We start from the raw sequence: 16034 nt of genomic DNA on the forward strand, positions 1-16034 counted from the left end.
TCGGACATCTGGCACGGCGCAGTGCGTGCCTCGGTCCGGCCACCTCAAGTGGTGGTCGAAACGTGGCCCTTGGCCGGGGGCCGCAGCACGGTGATGGTTCAGCGTTGCAGCCACTCGTCGAGAAGCGCGGCTTCAGCCTTGCTGAGACTGGGAAGTTCGGGCACGAGGGTGCGGAAAGCCGCGACGACGGCCGCCCGGTCGTGGGTGGGCACAGCAGGCTCATCTGCCAGGATGGCGCGAGCGATCGCGTCGAAGGCGGCGTCGGCCAGGCGCGGATCGCTTTGCTCCGGTGGCAGGGTCAGCAGGGTGTGGACGGTTCCGACCCCCGCCGAGCGGATGAGGTTGACGGCGTGTTCCTCACTCACCCGCAGCCGTCCGGCGGCAGCGATTCTGTGCACACGCTCGGCAAGGATCCGCACACCCTTGGCCTGGGCCGGGGTGTCGCGAGCGCGAGCTGGGTCGAGCATCAGTCCGTAGACGTACGGGTTGGCCAGCCCGAAGCTGATCTGCGTGTGCCATCCGGCGCGGAGGTCTTCCACAGGGTCGTCGGAGGGCGCGGTGGTCTGCTTGCTCGCCACATGTTGGGCGAAGACGTGCTCTGCGGCGGCATCCAGCAGGTCGTCCTTGTCCTGGAAGACGCGGTAGAGGGCAGGCGGTTGCAGCCCGGCCTCGTGGGCGACGCGTCGCGTGGTGACCGCAGCGGGCCCTTGCTCACACAGCAGGTCGGCCGCGGCTTTCACGATGCGGTCCCGGGCGATGTCTCGTCGCTGCGTGGTCGATGCCATGGTGTCGATGGTATCGCTCACGAGAGACAACCGATGTTATCGGCGATATCACGCTCCCCGCTGGCGGATCGGCCCAAAGCCCCTGATCACCACTCTGTCTCGGCCTTCCCGGCCTTGTGTGAAGACAGCGGCTGGATCCACTGGAAGTATCGCTGATATCGTATCTAGCGTTCCGTTGGAAGCATCAGTAGATGGGAGCCGTACGTGCTGATCGTCACGGGAGCCACTGGTCGCCTCGGGGCGCTGATCGTCGACCGCCTGCTGGAGCGGGTACCGCCCGCCGGCATCGGGGTCAGTGTGCGCGATGTGAGCAAGGCCGCCGAGCTTGCCGAGCGCGGAGTACGAGTCCGGGCGGGGGACTTCACCGAACCCGACAGTTTGAAGTACTCCTTCGAAGGTGCCGAGCGCGTCCTGGTCGTCTCCGCGGCCATCCGGGGCGGCGGCGCGTTGACCGCCAACACCGCCGCGATCGATGCCGCACGGGAAGCGGGTGCCGAGCGCATCTTGTACACCAGCCACCAGGCCGCCTCTCCCACGTCGCTCTTCCCTCCCCAGAGGGTCCACGCGGCCACCGAGGAGCACCTTCAGCGGCAAGGAGTCCCCTGCATCGCCCTTCGCAACGGGTTCTACGCCTCCGCTTTGGGCCCCTACATCGGCGCGGCGCTGGAGACCGGCACGTTGGCCGTCCCGCAGGACGGCCTGGTCTCCTGGACGGCCCATGAGGACCTCGCGGAAGCCGCAGCGATCGCTCTGACCGAAGACGCGGCACTCGAAGGGAACACGCCGCAGCTGACAGCTCCCCACACGCTGGACTTCGCCGACGTCGCGGAGACTCTCAGCCGTATCACCGGCCGGACCATCACTCGAGTCGTGATGGACGACAGCGAATGGACATCCGCAGCAGTTGCCGGTGGGATGCCGCGTCCGGCTGCGGAGTTCGCCTTGACGATGTTCGCCGCATCGCGCAACGGCGAGTTCAATGTCACCGACCCCGCACTGGAAGCCACGATCGGCCACCCCGCGAAGACCGTCCACGAGATCCTGGAGGCCGCCATACGCTGATCCCCTCGCTGGCGGGGGTCGTGAACACCGACAACAACGCGCACCCCGACGCGCCACAGCCAACCGTTCACCAGGCTGTTAGGGCACGGTGAAGAGGACCTTGTCCCCGTCCGCGGAGGGGTTCGCCCGTTTGAGCGTGGCCCTGACGCTGGATCCGAGCTGGAGCTCCAGGCCGTTGGTCGACTCGACCTTGGCCAGCACGGCGGGGTCGGCCAGGAACACCTTGCCCTCGCGCGGCTTGCCCCGCTCGGCGTCGGTGTCGATGACCGCGGCGTCGAACACCTCGCCCACGCGGTGCATGAGGGCCGCGGCCTCGGCCAGGTCCACGGTCTGGCGGTCCGCCGGGCCGCTCTTTCCCCGTGCCATGTCGCACGGGATGCAGTACAGGGCGTCGAGCACCCAGTTCGGCGGGGCTGTGTCCGAGCACGCCGCCACGCACAGCTCACCGGTGTACCGGTCGACCAGGCGACGCAGCGGAGCCGTGCAATGGGTGTACGGGGCCGCGATCGCCGCGTGCATCGTGTACGCCGGCTTCTGGTCGTCGCGGAAGACGGTGTACTCCGACTTGAGCAGCATGCTGGTGGCCTCGCTGAGGAAGGCCATGTGGGTCTGCTGGTGGGGATCGAGGTTGCGGACCAGCGTTGCGTACGAGATACCGGGCCGCCAGACGATTCCCAAGGCCTTCGCGATGTCGTGCAGGCGCTTGACCACGTTCTGATCGGCCTGCTCCTTCTGGGTCCGCAGGATCCCGGCACCGGTGTCGAGCATGATCTGGGCCGCAGACATGCCGGTCATGAGGGAGAGCTGCTCGTTCCAGCCCTCCACCGGAAGCGTCGCCACGTAGCTCAGCCGGAACGATCCGTCTTCGAGGGTGGTGACCTCCTGGTCCGGCAGGTTCACCGAGATGCCGCCGCGCGCGATCTCGACGGCCTCTCGCAGCTTGCCGATCTCGCGCAGCAGGGCGAGGGACTCCCCAGCCGAGCCGTTGTCGATGGCCTGCTGGGCGCCCGCGTAGTCGTACTGGACCAGGCTGCGGACCATGGCCCGGCTCACGGACGAGTCGGTGACGTTGCCGTAGGCATCGAGGTCGTGCTGCCACAGCAGGGCGGGGCGGACCTGGTTCGGCAGCAGGCTGGCCGCGTCCTCGGAGAGGACGGGTGGGTGCAGGGGCACCTTGAGGTCGGGGAAGTACAGAGTCTCGATCCGGTCGTGCGCCTCGGCGTCCAGCGGACTGCCGGGCTTGACGAACGCCGCAACGTCCGCGATCGCGTAGTACACGCGGTAGCCGCCGCCGGGCCGCCGCTCCAGGTGCATGGCCTGGTCGAGGTCCTTCGAGGTCCGCTGGTCGATCGTGAACAACGGCAGGTCCCTGGCGTCCTTGTCGGGCAGGTTCGGCTGGGCCGCGGCATTGTCGGCCGCTTTGAGTACGCGCTTGGGGAAGGCGAGGGGGACCTTCAGCTCCGTCCGAAGTTCCACCAGCGCGGCGCGCAGGGGGTCCAGGGCCTCGTCGGACATGTGCATCGGGCGGCGTCTCATGCCCCGAGCGTAGGGCGGCGGTCACGGACGGGCGCGGTGAGCGGGTCCGGGTGGGGGAGGTTCATGGGCCGCTTGCGGTGCGGGACGATCAGCCCGGTGTTGATGTAGGCGCCGTCCGCGAGCACGGCGACACCGTCGCGATGCTCGGCCGGACCGGAGTCCCGCCAGGCTTTCGCGTGCGCGGGGACCACAGGCGGCGACCTGGGGGTTCAGCGGGTTGCGGATTCTCTACCTGCATGTTTTCCCACCCCTGGTACGCGTGCCGGACCATGGACCGGTCCGGCACGCAACTACCACCTCTGCTCCCGGACCCGTCAAACCGTATGCGTGGGGGGCATCTACTTCCCGTGAGGTTTTCGCGTGGAGGACCTTGACGTACAGGGCGGGCTCTGCGTTTCTGTCCGTGGCCGGACAAGGACTGGGTCGCCCTTGCCGCGTGGGAGGTGCCCGTGCCGGGTGTGAACCTTGATGAAGCGCTGGTCTCCGAGCTCTCCGCCCTGGTTTCCCGTCCTCCGGCGGTGGTGCTGGTCGGCGCGGGTCCGGGGATGGGGAAGTCCTGGCTGGTACGGCGGGTGGTGGCCGCCTCGCAGCGGGCCGGAATGACGGTGTCGGCGGGGTGCCGGGGCCTGCCTGACGGCCAGTACGTCGTGGTGCGTGAGCTCGTCGACGCCCTGGTCGAGGCGGGCTGTGACCGGGAGCGGGCCGGTGGGGCGCTGCGTGCGCTGGAGTCCGCCGAGCGGTCCTGGTCGGGTGAGAACGAGTACCGCGTGTGCAGGGCTGTGAGAGGACTGCTGGTCGGTGCGGTGCGCCGGATACGGTCGGCCGCTGCGCGGCAGGGATGTGAGCCGGCCGTGCTGGTGGTCCTGGAGGACGTGGAGTGCGCTGACGCGCCGTCGCGGCGGGTGATGCGCTACGTGGTGGAGCGGCCGACGGACGGAGTGGCGCTCATCCTGACGTACACGCCGGACGGTGGGCCGTCGCCGCTGGGGGCACGGCTGGGGTCGGCGGTCTCGGGGGGTGTGCACGAGTTCCGGCCGGCGCCTTTGCCCCAGTCCCAGGTGGCGGCGTGGGCGGCCGAGGTCGCGGGGGCGCCGCCGCCCCAGAGGTGGGCCGAGTCCGTGCACCAACTCACCGGAGGTGTCCCCCTGTTCGTCGGGGAAGTGCTCGCGCGCCTCACCCCCGAGGACGGTGACGTACGGCAGGCGCTGTCCAGGAAAGGGATGCCGGAGGTGATCGCCGCGGCGGCCGTGGAGCGACTGGCGCGCTTACCGGTGCGGGCCCGCAGGCTGACGGCCGTCGCCGCCCTGATCCGTGGGCCGGTGGCCGTTTCCCTGCTGGCGCAGGTGTGCGCGCTGCCTGTGGGCGCGGCGGAGGCCGGGCTGTCGCGGGCGGTCGACGCGGGAGTCATGTCACCGGCGGGCGGGGGTTTGTTCACCTTTGCTCCGCCTGTGCTGGGGCTGGCCGTGGGCGCGGGGCTGCCGGCTGTGGACCGGCGCCGGTGGCACGGTGCGATCGCCCGCGCGCTGGAGTCGCAGGAAAGCGATGCGGCGCTCCACGAGTTGGTCTTCCACACCCGCGCGGCGGGTGATGTGACAGCCTCCGCCCGCTTCGCCGAACGGGCGGCCGAGCGCGCGGTGCGCGCCGGGGACACGGCCGAGGCGATCGAACTCCTGCAAGGGCTGCTCGCCGACCCCGCCCTGCCCCGCCGCAGCCGGGCGGCGCTGGCCGGGCGGCTGGGCCGCCTGGCGCTGACGAGCCTGGCGTACGTCGAGACGGTGGCGCTGTTGCGCGCCATCCTCACCGACGAGCGGCTGCCCGAAGGCGTCCGCGGTGAACTGCGGCTCCACCTCGGGCTGTTGCTGAGCAACCAGGCCGGTGACGGGGACACGGGCCGTGTGGAGCTGATCCGGGCGGCCCGCGAGCTGCGTCGGCGCCCTGCCCCGGCGGCGCGGGCCATGTCGGCGCTTGCCCTGCCGTACTGGGGCAGCTGCGCTCTGCGCGAGCATCTGTGGTGGCTGGAGCAGGCCGAACGTACGGTGCCGGGGCGTGGTGACCCGGCGTTGCTCACGGCCGTCGTGGTGAACCGCGCCAGCGTCCTGATGGAGATCGGCGATCCCCGCGCGTGGGAAGCCGCCGCCGCTCTGCCCCGGGACGGCGCCACTCCCAGTGAGCGCCAGCAACTGGTGCGGGGTTATGTGAATCTCGCCGACGCGGCGATCTGCCTGGGACACCACGCGGCGGCCACCGACTTCCTCGCCCGGGCCGATGACCTCGCCGGCTGCGCGGGGCCCACCTACGCCCGTCATCTGGCGGCGGCCACCGGGCTGCGCCTGGCATGGGCGACCGGCCGGTGGGCGGGGCTGGCCGCTGACGCCCACCAGCACCTGGGGGAGGGCGCCCGCTCGCCCTTCGGCGCCGCCGACGCCTTCCTGGTGCTGGCTCAGCTCGCGCTCACCCAGGGCGAGTGGGACGAGGCGGAGGAATTCCTGCGCGCTCCGGGCCTTCAGCCGGGCAGCGGCTGGACCGGGCCGGAATTCACCGTCGGCGCGGCCACCCGGATCCGGCTCGCCCTGGTCCGTGGCCAACTGCCGGTCGCCCTGGCCGAGGCCACCAGGGCCACCGCGCTGATACGCGGCAAAGGGGTGTGGGCGTGGGCCGGTGAACTCGTCGACGCCGCCGTCGAGGCCATGCTGAGAGGCGGGGGGCTCCGGCGCGCGGGGCAGCTGCTCGACGAGTTCGCCCGTGATATCGCCACGCGGGACTGCCCCTTCGGCCAGGCGATGCTCGCCCACTGCCGGGGCGCGACGGCCACCGCGGCGGGGCGGCACGACGAGGCCGCGGGATTGCACGCCGAAGCCGCGACACGACTGGCCGCGCTGTCGCGACCGTACGAGCAGGCGCGTGCGCTGGAAGCGGCCGCACGATGCCGCCTCGCCGCCCCGGTCGACCCCGCCCGTACGACAGCGGCGCGGCAACTCGCCGACGCGGCGCAGCTGTTCACCACGCTGGGCGCGACGTGGGAGGCCGCCCGGTGCACCCGTCTGCTGCGCGATCACGGCGGGACGCCGAGCGGCCGCCCTGGCCGCCGGGGATACGGAGACCGGCTTTCGCCCCGGGAGCGCGAGGTGTGCCGACTGATCGCCCTGGGGCGCACCAATCGGCAGATCGCCGACCTGCTGTTCCTGTCACCGCGTACGGTCGAACGGCATGTCGCGGGCGTCATGCGCAAACTCGGCTGCACCGCACGCGACCAGGTTCGCCTGCCCGCCGTGGACTGACCTGCCGCAAAGGAACCGGTACGGCTGCCCGCAGTGGACCGCCCCGCCGTTCGCCTGCCTGCGACGAGCAGGCCCACCCGGGGTCCTGCGCGGCGCGACGGCATTGATTGGGTACCCGCACCCAGCATTCCCGGCATTGTTCCCCGCACCGATCCGCCCGCACGGTGAGGGCCGCAAGCGGAACGCAACAGCCCGCTGCGAACCCCGCGCTCTTCCCCGTTCAAGGAGGACCCCCGTGCGCATCCCCCGAACAGTGCTGGCCGGACTGGGCCTACTGGCGCTCATGGTCGGCAACCCGATCACGGGCGCCGCGGCCGCGGCGCCGTCGCCGGCCGTCACCGCGAGCCGGTCGTCGTACGTCGTCGTGCTGCGCGACAACGCCGCAGCCGCCGATCCCGCCGCCCTCGCCTCCCGCTTCGTACGCGATCACGGCGGCACGGTCGGCCACGTCTACCGCCACGCGCTGCGCGGCTTCTCGGCCGTGCTGACCCCCTCCGGCGCCGCGGCGCTGCGCCATGACCCGCAGGTTCGCTCCGTGGAGCCGGACCACACGGTCCGCATCACGGACCAGACGGTGCCCACCGGAATCCAGCGCAGCTACGCGGCCGCCAACCCCAACCTGAGGATCAACGGCAAGGACGACTACAGCGTCGACGCGGACATCGCCGTCATCGACACCGGAGTCGACGCCCAGCACCCGGACCTCAACGTCGTCTCCCGTACCAACTGCCTCAACAGCACGACCTGCACGGACAACAGCGGCACCGACGACCACGGCCACGGCAGCCATGTCGCCGGAATAGCCGCGGCCCGCGACAACGGCACCGGCGTCGTCGGGATGGCGCCCGGCGCGCGTATCTGGTCGGTGAAGGTCCTCGACTCCAGCGGCAGCGGACAGCTCTCCGGTGTGACCGCCGGTGTGGACTGGGTGGCTGCCCACGCCGACGAGATCGAGGTGGCCAACATGAGCCTGGGCTGCGAGAACTGCAACAACGACGCCCTGAGCCAGGCCATCTCCAGCGCGGTGGGCAAGGGCGTGGTCTTCAGCGTCGCGGCAGGCAACAACCACAAGGACGCGAAGACGTTCTTCCCCGCCAACCACCCCGACGTCATCACCGTCTCGGCACTGGCCGACTTCAACGGCGCCCCCGGCGGCGGAGCCTCCTCCACCTGCCGCAGCGACCAGGACGACACGCTCGCCGACTTCAGCAACTTCGGGCCCACGGTGGAGATCGCCGCGCCCGGCACCTGTATCTACTCCACCTCCAAGGACGGCGGATACGCCACTCTCAGCGGAACGTCCATGGCCGCCCCGCACATCGCCGGAGCCGCCGCCCTGCTGACCGCCAACGGCAACCGGGCCACCAACCGCGACGGGGCGCTCGGTGTCCGCCAGCGTCTCATCGACACGGCGAACACCAACTGGCGCGACGACTCGGGCGACAACGTCACCGAGCCGCTTCTCGATGTCAGCTCCACCGCGGACTACCCGGCCGGCGCCCCTGACCCGGGCAGGCCCACCGCGTCGTTCACGGCTACCTGCTCCACCAGTGACACAGCCTGCTCCTTCGACGCCGGTGCTTCCCGGGACGCCGACGGGACCATCACCTCGTACGCCTGGGAGTTCGGCGACGGTGCCACCGGCACCGGCAAGGCCACTTCCCACACCTACGCCCGCCCCGGCTACTACAGCGTCCGCCTCACCGTCACCGACGACGACGGCAAGACCAACACCACCCGCCGCCTGGCCAAGGCCGGTGACCTGCCGCCCACCGCCTCCTTCACCAGCCGCTGCCAGCGAGGCACTTGTACCTTCGACGCCAGCGCCTCCTCCGACGCCGAGGGGCCCGTCAGCTCGTACGCGTGGGCATTCGGTGACGGCACCGGCGCCACCGGCAAGACCGCCTCGCACACCTATCCGAACGTCACCCAGCAGTACACCGTCACCCTCACCGTGACGGACGCCAAGAACCAGGCCGGCACCAGCACCCGTGCCGTGCGCTGCACCAAGCACATCGAGCAGCCGCTCTGCTTCGTCTGATCACCCGCCCGGGGTGCGGCCGGTCTTCACCGGCCGCACCCCGGTATGCGGCATATTGCAGGATGACCCGGTCGGCCGGGACCTCGACGGGGTACCGGCGATCGTGAGCGAGGGGAGTACGCGTGGCCGGGAGACGCGGGCGAAGACCCGGCCCCCGCACTCCGGACACGTCAGCACGACGTGCCGGACCCGGTGAATCCCCTCCCAGGACCGCCCACAGCCCAAGTCGTTCACCGAAGCATCCAGCCGCCCCCACGTGGGGTGGAAGGCTGTGTACCCCATGCCGCCCCCTCACTGTCCACTCAGAGTCAGCCTCTCCACCGAGCTTCATTCCCAAGTTGACCAGGTTGGGACACGCGCCGAGAGGGAGGTCTGGCATAGCGTCTGGGGGCAGCGACTACTCCAGCCAAGCACCATCACGCATGATGACCCTGCCGGTCAGCTCCGGCTCTCCATGCCAAGCGCGTACCATCTTCGGCGCTACGCGTAGATAAACAAAGGGACCGTCCTCCGTGCGCGGGTCCCAGCCGAACTTGCCGGCGAATGCGTCCGCTGCGTCCGTCGGCACGTCCTGGTCCGTGAAGCATTGCGCTGCCCCTTGAAGCATCACGACATCGAAGGTGTCCGGTAGTGACAGGCGCACCCGCGGGTCCTTGCGCACGTTCCGCACCGTCGCGGACGTCGCGCTCGTGCACACCCATACCGCTTGCCCGTCCCATGCGAACCACAAAGGGACCTGGTGAGGTCCATGATCGGGATGAGCTGTCGCTACCCAGACGTCCCGCTCCGTGGCCAGGCGGTTCAACGTCTCGCGCCTGCGTTCGGCCACCGCGCGACGAACGATTCTCGTGTTCTGCATAGTCGTCGACGCTAGTCAGCAAGATCGGAAAGCACATGGGGCCGTGGCCCTACGTCCATTGACCGACATCCACGTTTGACGTGGAGGGGAACGAAGGGGGGAGCAAGTCTGACTCAGGCCCTATTGCGTCCGGGTGGCCCCGCAAACGGGATGAAGTACTGGTGGCCGCAGGTGAGTTCGCCGCTGAGCTTCTCGTGGATCTGGGAGCTGGGCTGGTTGAGGCCGATGATCTTGCAGGGGCGGTGACGGTGGTGACGGAGCCTGGCCAGGTCGGCGTCGGGCTACCACTGGGTGACTAGGGGCGTGTCCGGTTCGTGCTGTCTCCAGGTTTCGGTGAGGCGGGCGAGGCGGGTGGGGGCGGCGATGCCGCGCACGGTGGCGATTTTGCCGCCTGTGATGTCGAACGTCACGGAGCCGACGACCTGGTCGCCGACCACGAAGAGGACGGCGGGGGCGCCGTTGACGAGCGCGTAGTGGATGGCGGGCGTGCCGCCGGCCAGTCGTCGTTTGGCGGGGGTGGGTTTGAAGCCGGCCCGCACGACGGCGGCGATGCGCTGCGCGGTGTCGAACCGCAGCAGCTTCTCGGCCAGGCCGGCGCCGTCGGAGATCGCGGTCGCGTCGTCGGTGAGCAGTGCCACCAGCCGTTCGGTGCGGCCCGAGACCGCGGCGGCGAGGAATTCCTCGACGATTCTGCGGGCGGCTGCCGGATCGACTTCGCTGCCGCCGCGGCGCGCGGCGGTGATGCGGCACCGGGCCCGGTGGAGGTGCTGCTGGCTCGCGGACTCGGTGATGTCGAGGATCTCGGCGGTCTCGGCGTGACTGTAGGAGAACGCTTCGCGCAGGACGTAGACGGCACGTTCGAGGGGGGAGAGGCGTTCCATGAGAGTCAGCAAGGCCAGGGAGACCGATTCGCGCTGTTCGAAGGTGGCGGCCGGGCCGAGCATCGGGTCGCCGTCGAGGAGCGGTTCGGGAAGCCAGGCTCCGGCGGTGCGTTCGCGGCGGGCCTGTGCCGAGCGGAGCCGGTCCAGGCACAGGTTGGTGACGACCTTGGTCAGCCACGCTTCCGGCACCTTGATCCGCTGCCGGTCCGCGGCCTGCCAGTGCAAGAACGCGTCCTGCACCGCGTCTTCGGCATCGGCGGCGGAGCCCAGCAGGCGGTAGGCCAGCGAGGCCAGCCGGTGACGGCTGGCCTCGAAGCGACTGGTGTCGAAGCGGTCGACGGCGATGCTGTCCATATGGGCAACCCTAGGCGGACCTTGATCGACTACGCGACGGCCTTGTCGGCGGACGCATCCGGCACGGCGGGCATGGCGGCCACGGTGGTCAGGTGGTGCTTGCGCTTGGGCAGGCCGAAGGTCGGGTTCGAGTTGGCCCACAGCGACATCTTGAGGATGCCCGCCTTGATCCGCGCCGCCTTCCGGCCGCCCATGTACTTCGGCTTTGCCCGGCCTTCGTCGTCGACCATCTGCAGGATCCCGTCCCGCCGCCCGAGGCTGATGTGGTTGCCCGGGTACTCCAGCTTGGTGTTCGGGATCTTGCGGCCGGTCAGGTGTCCCACGATCGCGGCCGTGGCCCGCATGCCGGTGTATCCGGCCGAAGCGCAGGACATCGGCAGCGGGCGGCCGTTGTCGCCGATGGCGTAGGCGCTGTCGCCGACGGCGTAGACATTCGGATACGAGACCGACCGCATGGTGCGATCGACGACGATCCGACCGTTCTCAGTGACCTCAAGACCGCCGACGGCGGCGATGGGGCTGACCGCGAACCCGGCCGTCCACACCGTCGCGTCGGACGCCAGGGCGGTGCCGTCGGCGCACAGCACCCGCACCGCTTCGACGGCTTCGACGACGGTGTGCTCCAGGACAGTGACGCCCAGCCGGTCGCAGACCTGGCGCAGGTGGCCGCGGGCACCGGCGGAAAGCCGCGCGCCCAACTCGCCGCGGGCGACCAGCGTCACCGACAGCCCGGGCCGGGATTCGGCGATCTCGGTGGCGGTCTCGATACCGGTCAACCCGTCGCCGACGACCAGCACCCTCCCGCCTCCCTCCCGCCGGCTCAGGCTGTCCAGGCGCTCGCGCAGGCGCAGCGCCGCAGGCCGGGCGGCGATATCGAAGGCGTACTCGGCCACGCCGGGGACGCCGCCGTCGGCGCCATGGCTGCCGAGCGCGTACAACAGCGTGTCGTAGCCGACCTCGCCGCCGCCCTCAGCGTCGGCCACAGCGACGACCTGGCGCTCGGGGTCGACCGCGGTGATGCGGGCCAGGCGCAGCCTTATCCCCGTGCCCGCGAAGACCTCGGTGAGCTGTGGAGCCTCGATCGTCTGACCGGCCGCGAGCTGGTGCAGCCGCAGCCGCTGGACGAAGTCGGGCTCGGCGTTGACCACGGTGATCTCGGTGTCCGCAGCGGACAGCCGACGGGCCAGGGTCCCAGCTGCGTAGGACCCGGCATAACCGGCGCCGAGAATGACGATGCGGTGCTTCATGAGCTGCTCCTGTCGGTTCGCTTGCTCTCGGGGAGTTGAGCGAGACAGCGCCCCGATTCCTGACAGGACCCGCATGTGATGTGGATCACGGATGGGTGGGAGCGCCGGCCGACGCCGCTCGCGACGCCCAGGCAGCACAGAAGCAGACCCGAGCTGAACCAGGTGATCTGATACCGATCACCGTCGCCCGGGCAACCCGAGCCCCAGGCAACTCGCGACTCCGAAGGAGGTAGTTGCGCTGTGGCAGTCGTGGCCGGGGGATCCATGTGTGGGCCAGTGACGGCATGCTGAGGATTCGTCGAATCGGCCGCTTGCGGCGTGTGGCGGTGCGCCGCCGGCCGCAGCCGCGGGACTCCGCTGTCCGGCGGCCGCAGCACACGCCGTGTCCAGGTGAAGGGGCGGGGTGGGGCTCACATGCCGTGGACGGCCGGGATCGTGCCCAGCCGGCCCTTCTGGAAGTCGTCGAACGCCTGCTGGAGCTCCTCCCGCGTGTTCATCACGAACGGCCCGTAGTGCGCCATCGGCTCACGGATGGGCCGGCCACCGAGAAGCACGACCTCCAGGTCCGGCGTGTTCCCGTCCTGCTTCTCGTCCGCCCGGACCGTCAGCGACCCGCCGTCCCCGAACACCGCCGTCTGCCCCGTCCGCACCGGCCGCCGCCCCGTACCCACCGAACCGCGCCCGGCCAGCACGTACGCCAGGCCGTTGAAGTCCGACCGCCAGGGGAGCGTGATCTCCGCCCCCGGGCGGACCGTCGCGTGGATCATGGTGATGGGGGTGTGGGTGATGCCCGGGCCCTCGTGGCCGTCCAGCTCGCCCGCGATCACCCGCAGCAGCGCGCCCCCGTCCGGCGACGTCAGCAGCTGGACCTGGCCGCCCCGGATGTCCTGGTAGCGCGGGTCCATCATCTTGTCGGCCGCGGGCAGGTTCACCCACAGCTGGAGGCCGTGGAAGAGGCCGCCCGAGGTGACCAGGGACTCCGGCGGCGCCTCGATGTGCAGCAGACCGGAGCCCGCCGTCATCCACTGCGTGTCGCCGTTCATGATCGTGCCGCCGCCACCGTTGCTGTCCTGGTGCACGAAGGTGCCGTCGATCAGGTACGTCACCGTCTCGAAGCCGCGGTGCGGGTGCCACGGCGTGCCCTTGGGCTCGCCCGGCGCGTACTCCACCTCACCCATCTGGTCCATCATGATGAACGGGTCCAGGTACTGGTAGTTGATCCCGGCGAACGCGCGCCGCACCGGGAACCCCTCCCCCTCGAAGCCGCCCGGCGCCGTGGACACGGCGAGCACGGGACGCGGCACCGCACCCTCCGGCGCGGCCACTCGCGGCAGGGTGAGCGGGTTTTCGACGGTCACAGCAGGCATGGGACGGCCCTCCTCGCGGGATGCTCAGCATCCAAAGTAGTTGAATGGTGAACAGTCGGCAAGGCGTGCCGATTCCCGAAGGGGTGAAAGAGGGGGTCCGAGGGCGCCCCACCCCCGGAAAGTAGGCCGAAAACGGCCCGGTGGACTCAGCCGTACATCCGCCGCATCGCGAAGTCCACCATCTGCTCGACCGCCTTCGCGTCGAACACCATCCGGTGGTCGCCCTCCATGTCGAGGACGAAGCCGTACCCGGTCGGCAGCAGATCGATCACCTCGGCGCCGGTGATCACGAAGTACTTGGACTCCTTGCCCGCGTACCTGCGCAGCTCCTTCAGCGAGGTGAACATGGGGATCACCGGCTGCTGGGTGTTGTGCAGGGCCAGGAAGCCGGGGTTGTCCCCGCGCGGGCAGTAGACCTTCGAGCCCGCGAAGATCTGCTGGAAGTCCTCGGCCGAGAGCGAGCCCGTGGTGAACGCCCGCACCGCGTCCGCGAGCGAGGGCGGCGACGGCTCGGGGTACAGCGGCTGCTCCCCGTAGGAAGGCTGCTGCGGCTGGGCGTACTGCGCTTGAGCACCCTGGTTCTGGTCGTAGCCGTACATGGGCGCAAGAGTAGTGCGCCACATATGGGCCCAGAGGGGTTGCGTCTTATTACCGACGGGTAGCATCATCGTAGCTACTTGCTGGTAGAGATGTAACCGATCCTGCTTACGGAGCCGTCGCCATGGGGCACTACAAGTCGAATCTCCGCGACATCGAGTTCAACCTCTTCGAGGTCCTCGGACGCGACAAGCTGTACGGCACCGGCCCGTTCGCCGAGATGGACGTCGACACCGCCAAGACCATCCTCGACGAGATCGCGCGTCTCGCCGAGAACGAGCTGGCCGACTCCTTCGCGGACGCCGACCGCAACCCGCCGGTGTTCGACCCGGAGACCAACACCGCGCCGGTCCCGGCGTCCTTCAAGAAGTCCTACAAGGCCTTCATGGACAGCGAGTACTGGCGTCTGGGCCTGCCGGAGGAGATCGGCGGAACCGTTTCCCCGCGCTCCCTCATCTGGGCGTACGCGGAGCTGCTGCTCGGCGCGAACCCGGCCGTCTGGATGTACTCGTCGGGTCCCGCCTTCGCGGGCATCCTCTTCGAGGAGGGCAACGAGGCGCAGAAGAAGGTCGCCGAGATCGCCGTCGAGAAGCGCTGGGGCTCCACGATGGTCCTGACCGAGCCGGACGCCGGCTCGGACGTCGGCGCCGGCCGCACCAAGGCCGTCGAGCAGCCCGACGGCTCCTGGCACATCGAGGGCGTGAAGCGCTTCATCACCTCCGGTGAGCACGACATGGAGGAGAACATCCTCCACTACGTCCTGGCCCGCCCCGAGGGCCACGGCCCCGGCACCAAGGGCCTGTCCCTCTTCCTCGTCCCGAAGTTCCACTTCGACTGGGAGACCGGCGAGCTGGGCGAGCGCAACGGCGTGTACGCGACGAACGTCGAGCACAAGATGGGCCTCAAGGCGTCCAACACGTGCGAGATGACCTTCGGCGACCAGCACCCCGCCAAGGGCTGGCTGATCGGCGACAAGCACGACGGCATCCGCCAGATGTTCATGATCATCGAGTTCGCCCGCATGATGGTCGGCACGAAGGCGATCGCGACGCTGTCGACGGGTTACCTGAACGCCCTTGAGTACGCCAAGGAGCGCGTCCAGGGCTCGGACCTCTCGCAGTTCATGGACAAGACCGCGCCCAAGGTGACGATCACGCACCACCCGGACGTGCGCCGCTCCCTGATGACGCAGAAGGCGTACGCCGAGGGCATGCGCTCCCTGGTGCTCTACACCGCCGCCGTCCAGGACGCGATCCAGGTCAAGGAGGCGGCGGGCGAGGACGCCAAGGCGCTCGTCGGCCTCAACGACCTCCTCCTGCCCATCGTGAAGGGCTACGGCTCGGAGAAGTCGTACGAGAAGCTCTCGCACGAGTCGCTGCAGACCTTCGGCGGCTCCGGGTACCTCCAGGAGTACCCGATCGAGCAGTACATCCGCGACGCCAAGATCGACACCCTCTACGAGGGCACCACGGCGATCCAGGGCCAGGACTTCTTCTTCCGGAAGATCGTCCGCGACCAGGGTGCCTCGCTCAACCTCCTCTCCGAGGAGATCAAGAAGTTCCTCGCCGAGCAGTCGGGCCACGAGGAGCTGGGCGGCGCGCTGGACTCGCTGGCCAAGGCCGCGGTGGACCTGGAGGCGATCGTCGGCACGATGATCACCGACCTGACCGCCACCGGTGAGGACGTCAAGAACATCTACAAGGTGGGCCTCAACACCACCCGCCTGCTGATGGCGTCCGGTGACGTCGTCGTCGGCTACCTGCTCCTCAAGAGCGCGGCCGTCGCCGCCGAGAAGCTGCCGTCGGCCTCGGCCAAGGACGTCCCCTTCTACACCGGCAAGATCGCCGCCGCGAAGTTCTTCGCCACGAACGTCCTGCCGGGCGTCGGTGCCGCCCGCGCGCTGGCCGAGACCGTCGACAACTCCCTTATGGAGCTTGACGAGGCCGCGTTCTGAGCGACGCGTCACCGCTCGTCCGAGAGCCTCCGGCGATCTCCTTCGAGGCCGCCGGACCAAGGGCCCGCTTCCC

At 69.9% G+C, this 16034-nt stretch carries 12 protein-coding genes; 4 read left to right on the forward strand and 8 right to left on the reverse strand.

What is annotated here, in order from left to right:
* Positions 1 to 98 precede the first annotated feature (98 nt).
* The gene (locus A8W25_RS15885) at positions 99 to 785 is read right to left on the reverse strand and encodes a TetR/AcrR family transcriptional regulator (RefSeq protein ID WP_067164113.1); all 687 of its coding nucleotides are present in this window, start codon (positions 783 to 785) and stop codon (positions 99 to 101) included.
* A 204-nt stretch (positions 786 to 989) separates the two neighbouring features.
* Here A8W25_RS15885 and A8W25_RS15890 point away from each other — a divergent pair, with 204 nt between their 5' ends.
* Positions 990 to 1847, forward strand: a complete 858-nt coding sequence (locus A8W25_RS15890) for an NAD(P)H-binding protein (protein ID WP_067162038.1) — start codon at positions 990 to 992, stop codon at positions 1845 to 1847.
* Between the two features lie 78 nt (positions 1848 to 1925).
* Here A8W25_RS15890 and A8W25_RS15895 read toward each other — a convergent pair whose 3' ends face one another.
* Positions 1926 to 3383, reverse strand: coding sequence for an RNB domain-containing ribonuclease (locus tag A8W25_RS15895; protein WP_067162040.1), 1458 nt, complete (start codon positions 3381 to 3383; stop codon positions 1926 to 1928).
* Positions 3380 to 3574, reverse strand: coding sequence for a hypothetical protein (locus tag A8W25_RS34920; protein WP_067162042.1), 195 nt, complete (start codon positions 3572 to 3574; stop codon positions 3380 to 3382). The genes A8W25_RS15895 and A8W25_RS34920 overlap by 4 nt, the downstream gene beginning before the upstream one ends.
* A 267-nt stretch (positions 3575 to 3841) precedes the next feature.
* Here A8W25_RS34920 and A8W25_RS15905 point away from each other — a divergent pair, with 267 nt between their 5' ends.
* Both A8W25_RS15905 and A8W25_RS15910 read left to right on the forward strand, forming a co-directional pair.
* Positions 3842 to 6661 (forward strand): helix-turn-helix transcriptional regulator, encoded by a 2820-nt coding sequence (locus A8W25_RS15905; RefSeq protein WP_158942574.1) that lies wholly within the window; start codon positions 3842 to 3844, stop codon positions 6659 to 6661.
* Between the two features lie 235 nt (positions 6662 to 6896).
* The gene (locus A8W25_RS15910) at positions 6897 to 8702 is read left to right on the forward strand and encodes a S8 family serine peptidase (RefSeq protein WP_079126120.1); all 1806 of its coding nucleotides are present in this window, start codon (positions 6897 to 6899) and stop codon (positions 8700 to 8702) included.
* A gap of 397 nt (positions 8703 to 9099) precedes the next feature.
* On the opposite strand, the gene A8W25_RS15915 is transcribed toward A8W25_RS15910, so the two are convergent.
* The 5 genes from A8W25_RS15915 to A8W25_RS15935 all read right to left on the reverse strand — a co-directional run bounded on the left by A8W25_RS15915 (position 9100) and on the right by A8W25_RS15935 (position 14009).
* Entirely contained in the window at positions 9100 to 9561 is a 462-nt protein-coding gene (locus A8W25_RS15915; protein WP_067162046.1) for a pyridoxamine 5'-phosphate oxidase family protein, read from the reverse strand.
* A gap of 281 nt (positions 9562 to 9842) precedes the next feature.
* Positions 9843 to 10796 carry a sigma-70 family RNA polymerase sigma factor gene (locus A8W25_RS15920; RefSeq protein ID WP_067162048.1) on the reverse strand — a complete coding sequence of 318 codons (954 nt, stop codon included), beginning with the start codon at positions 10794 to 10796 and terminating at the stop codon, positions 9843 to 9845.
* Between the two features lie 29 nt (positions 10797 to 10825).
* Positions 10826 to 12043 carry an NAD(P)/FAD-dependent oxidoreductase gene (locus A8W25_RS15925; protein WP_067162050.1) on the reverse strand — a complete coding sequence of 406 codons (1218 nt, stop codon included), beginning with the start codon at positions 12041 to 12043 and terminating at the stop codon, positions 10826 to 10828.
* 410 nt (positions 12044 to 12453) lie between these two features.
* Complete coding sequence (locus A8W25_RS15930) at positions 12454 to 13410, reverse strand: pirin family protein (RefSeq protein ID WP_067162052.1); 957 nt, start codon at positions 13408 to 13410, stop codon at positions 12454 to 12456.
* 146 nt (positions 13411 to 13556) lie between these two features.
* Complete coding sequence (locus tag A8W25_RS15935; RefSeq protein WP_067162054.1) at positions 13557 to 14009, reverse strand: SseB family protein; 453 nt, start codon at positions 14007 to 14009, stop codon at positions 13557 to 13559.
* Positions 14010 to 14131: 122 nt separating this feature from the next.
* Here A8W25_RS15935 and A8W25_RS15940 point away from each other — a divergent pair, with 122 nt between their 5' ends.
* Positions 14132 to 15961, forward strand: a complete 1830-nt coding sequence (locus A8W25_RS15940; RefSeq protein WP_067162055.1) for an acyl-CoA dehydrogenase — start codon at positions 14132 to 14134, stop codon at positions 15959 to 15961.
* Positions 15962 to 16034: the final 73 nt, after the last annotated feature.

Origin of the sequence: Streptomyces sp. ERV7 (assembly GCF_001653515.1) — a bacterium.
Lineage (GTDB): Bacteria > Actinomycetota > Actinomycetes > Streptomycetales > Streptomycetaceae > Streptomyces.

What these genes read in the sequence shown, in the direction of transcription:
- A8W25_RS15885 (WP_067164113.1), bottom strand. Translation starts at nt 785, where the DNA reads ATGGCATCGACCACGCAGCGACGAGACATCGCCCGGGACCGCATCGTG.
- A8W25_RS15895 (WP_067162040.1), bottom strand. Translation starts at nt 3,383, where the DNA reads ATGAGACGCCGCCCGATGCACATGTCCGACGAGGCCCTGGACCCCCTG.
- A8W25_RS15915 (WP_067162046.1), bottom strand. Translation starts at nt 9,561, where the DNA reads ATGCAGAACACGAGAATCGTTCGTCGCGCGGTGGCCGAACGCAGGCGC.
- A8W25_RS15920 (WP_067162048.1), bottom strand. Translation starts at nt 10,796, where the DNA reads ATGGACAGCATCGCCGTCGACCGCTTCGACACCAGTCGCTTCGAGGCC.
- A8W25_RS15925 (WP_067162050.1), bottom strand. Translation starts at nt 12,043, where the DNA reads ATGAAGCACCGCATCGTCATTCTCGGCGCCGGTTATGCCGGGTCCTAC.
- A8W25_RS15930 (WP_067162052.1), bottom strand. Translation starts at nt 13,410, where the DNA reads ATGCCTGCTGTGACCGTCGAAAACCCGCTCACCCTGCCGCGAGTGGCC.
- A8W25_RS15935 (WP_067162054.1), bottom strand. Translation starts at nt 14,009, where the DNA reads ATGTACGGCTACGACCAGAACCAGGGTGCTCAAGCGCAGTACGCCCAG.
- A8W25_RS15940 (WP_067162055.1), top strand. Translation starts at nt 14,132, where the DNA reads ATGGGGCACTACAAGTCGAATCTCCGCGACATCGAGTTCAACCTCTTC.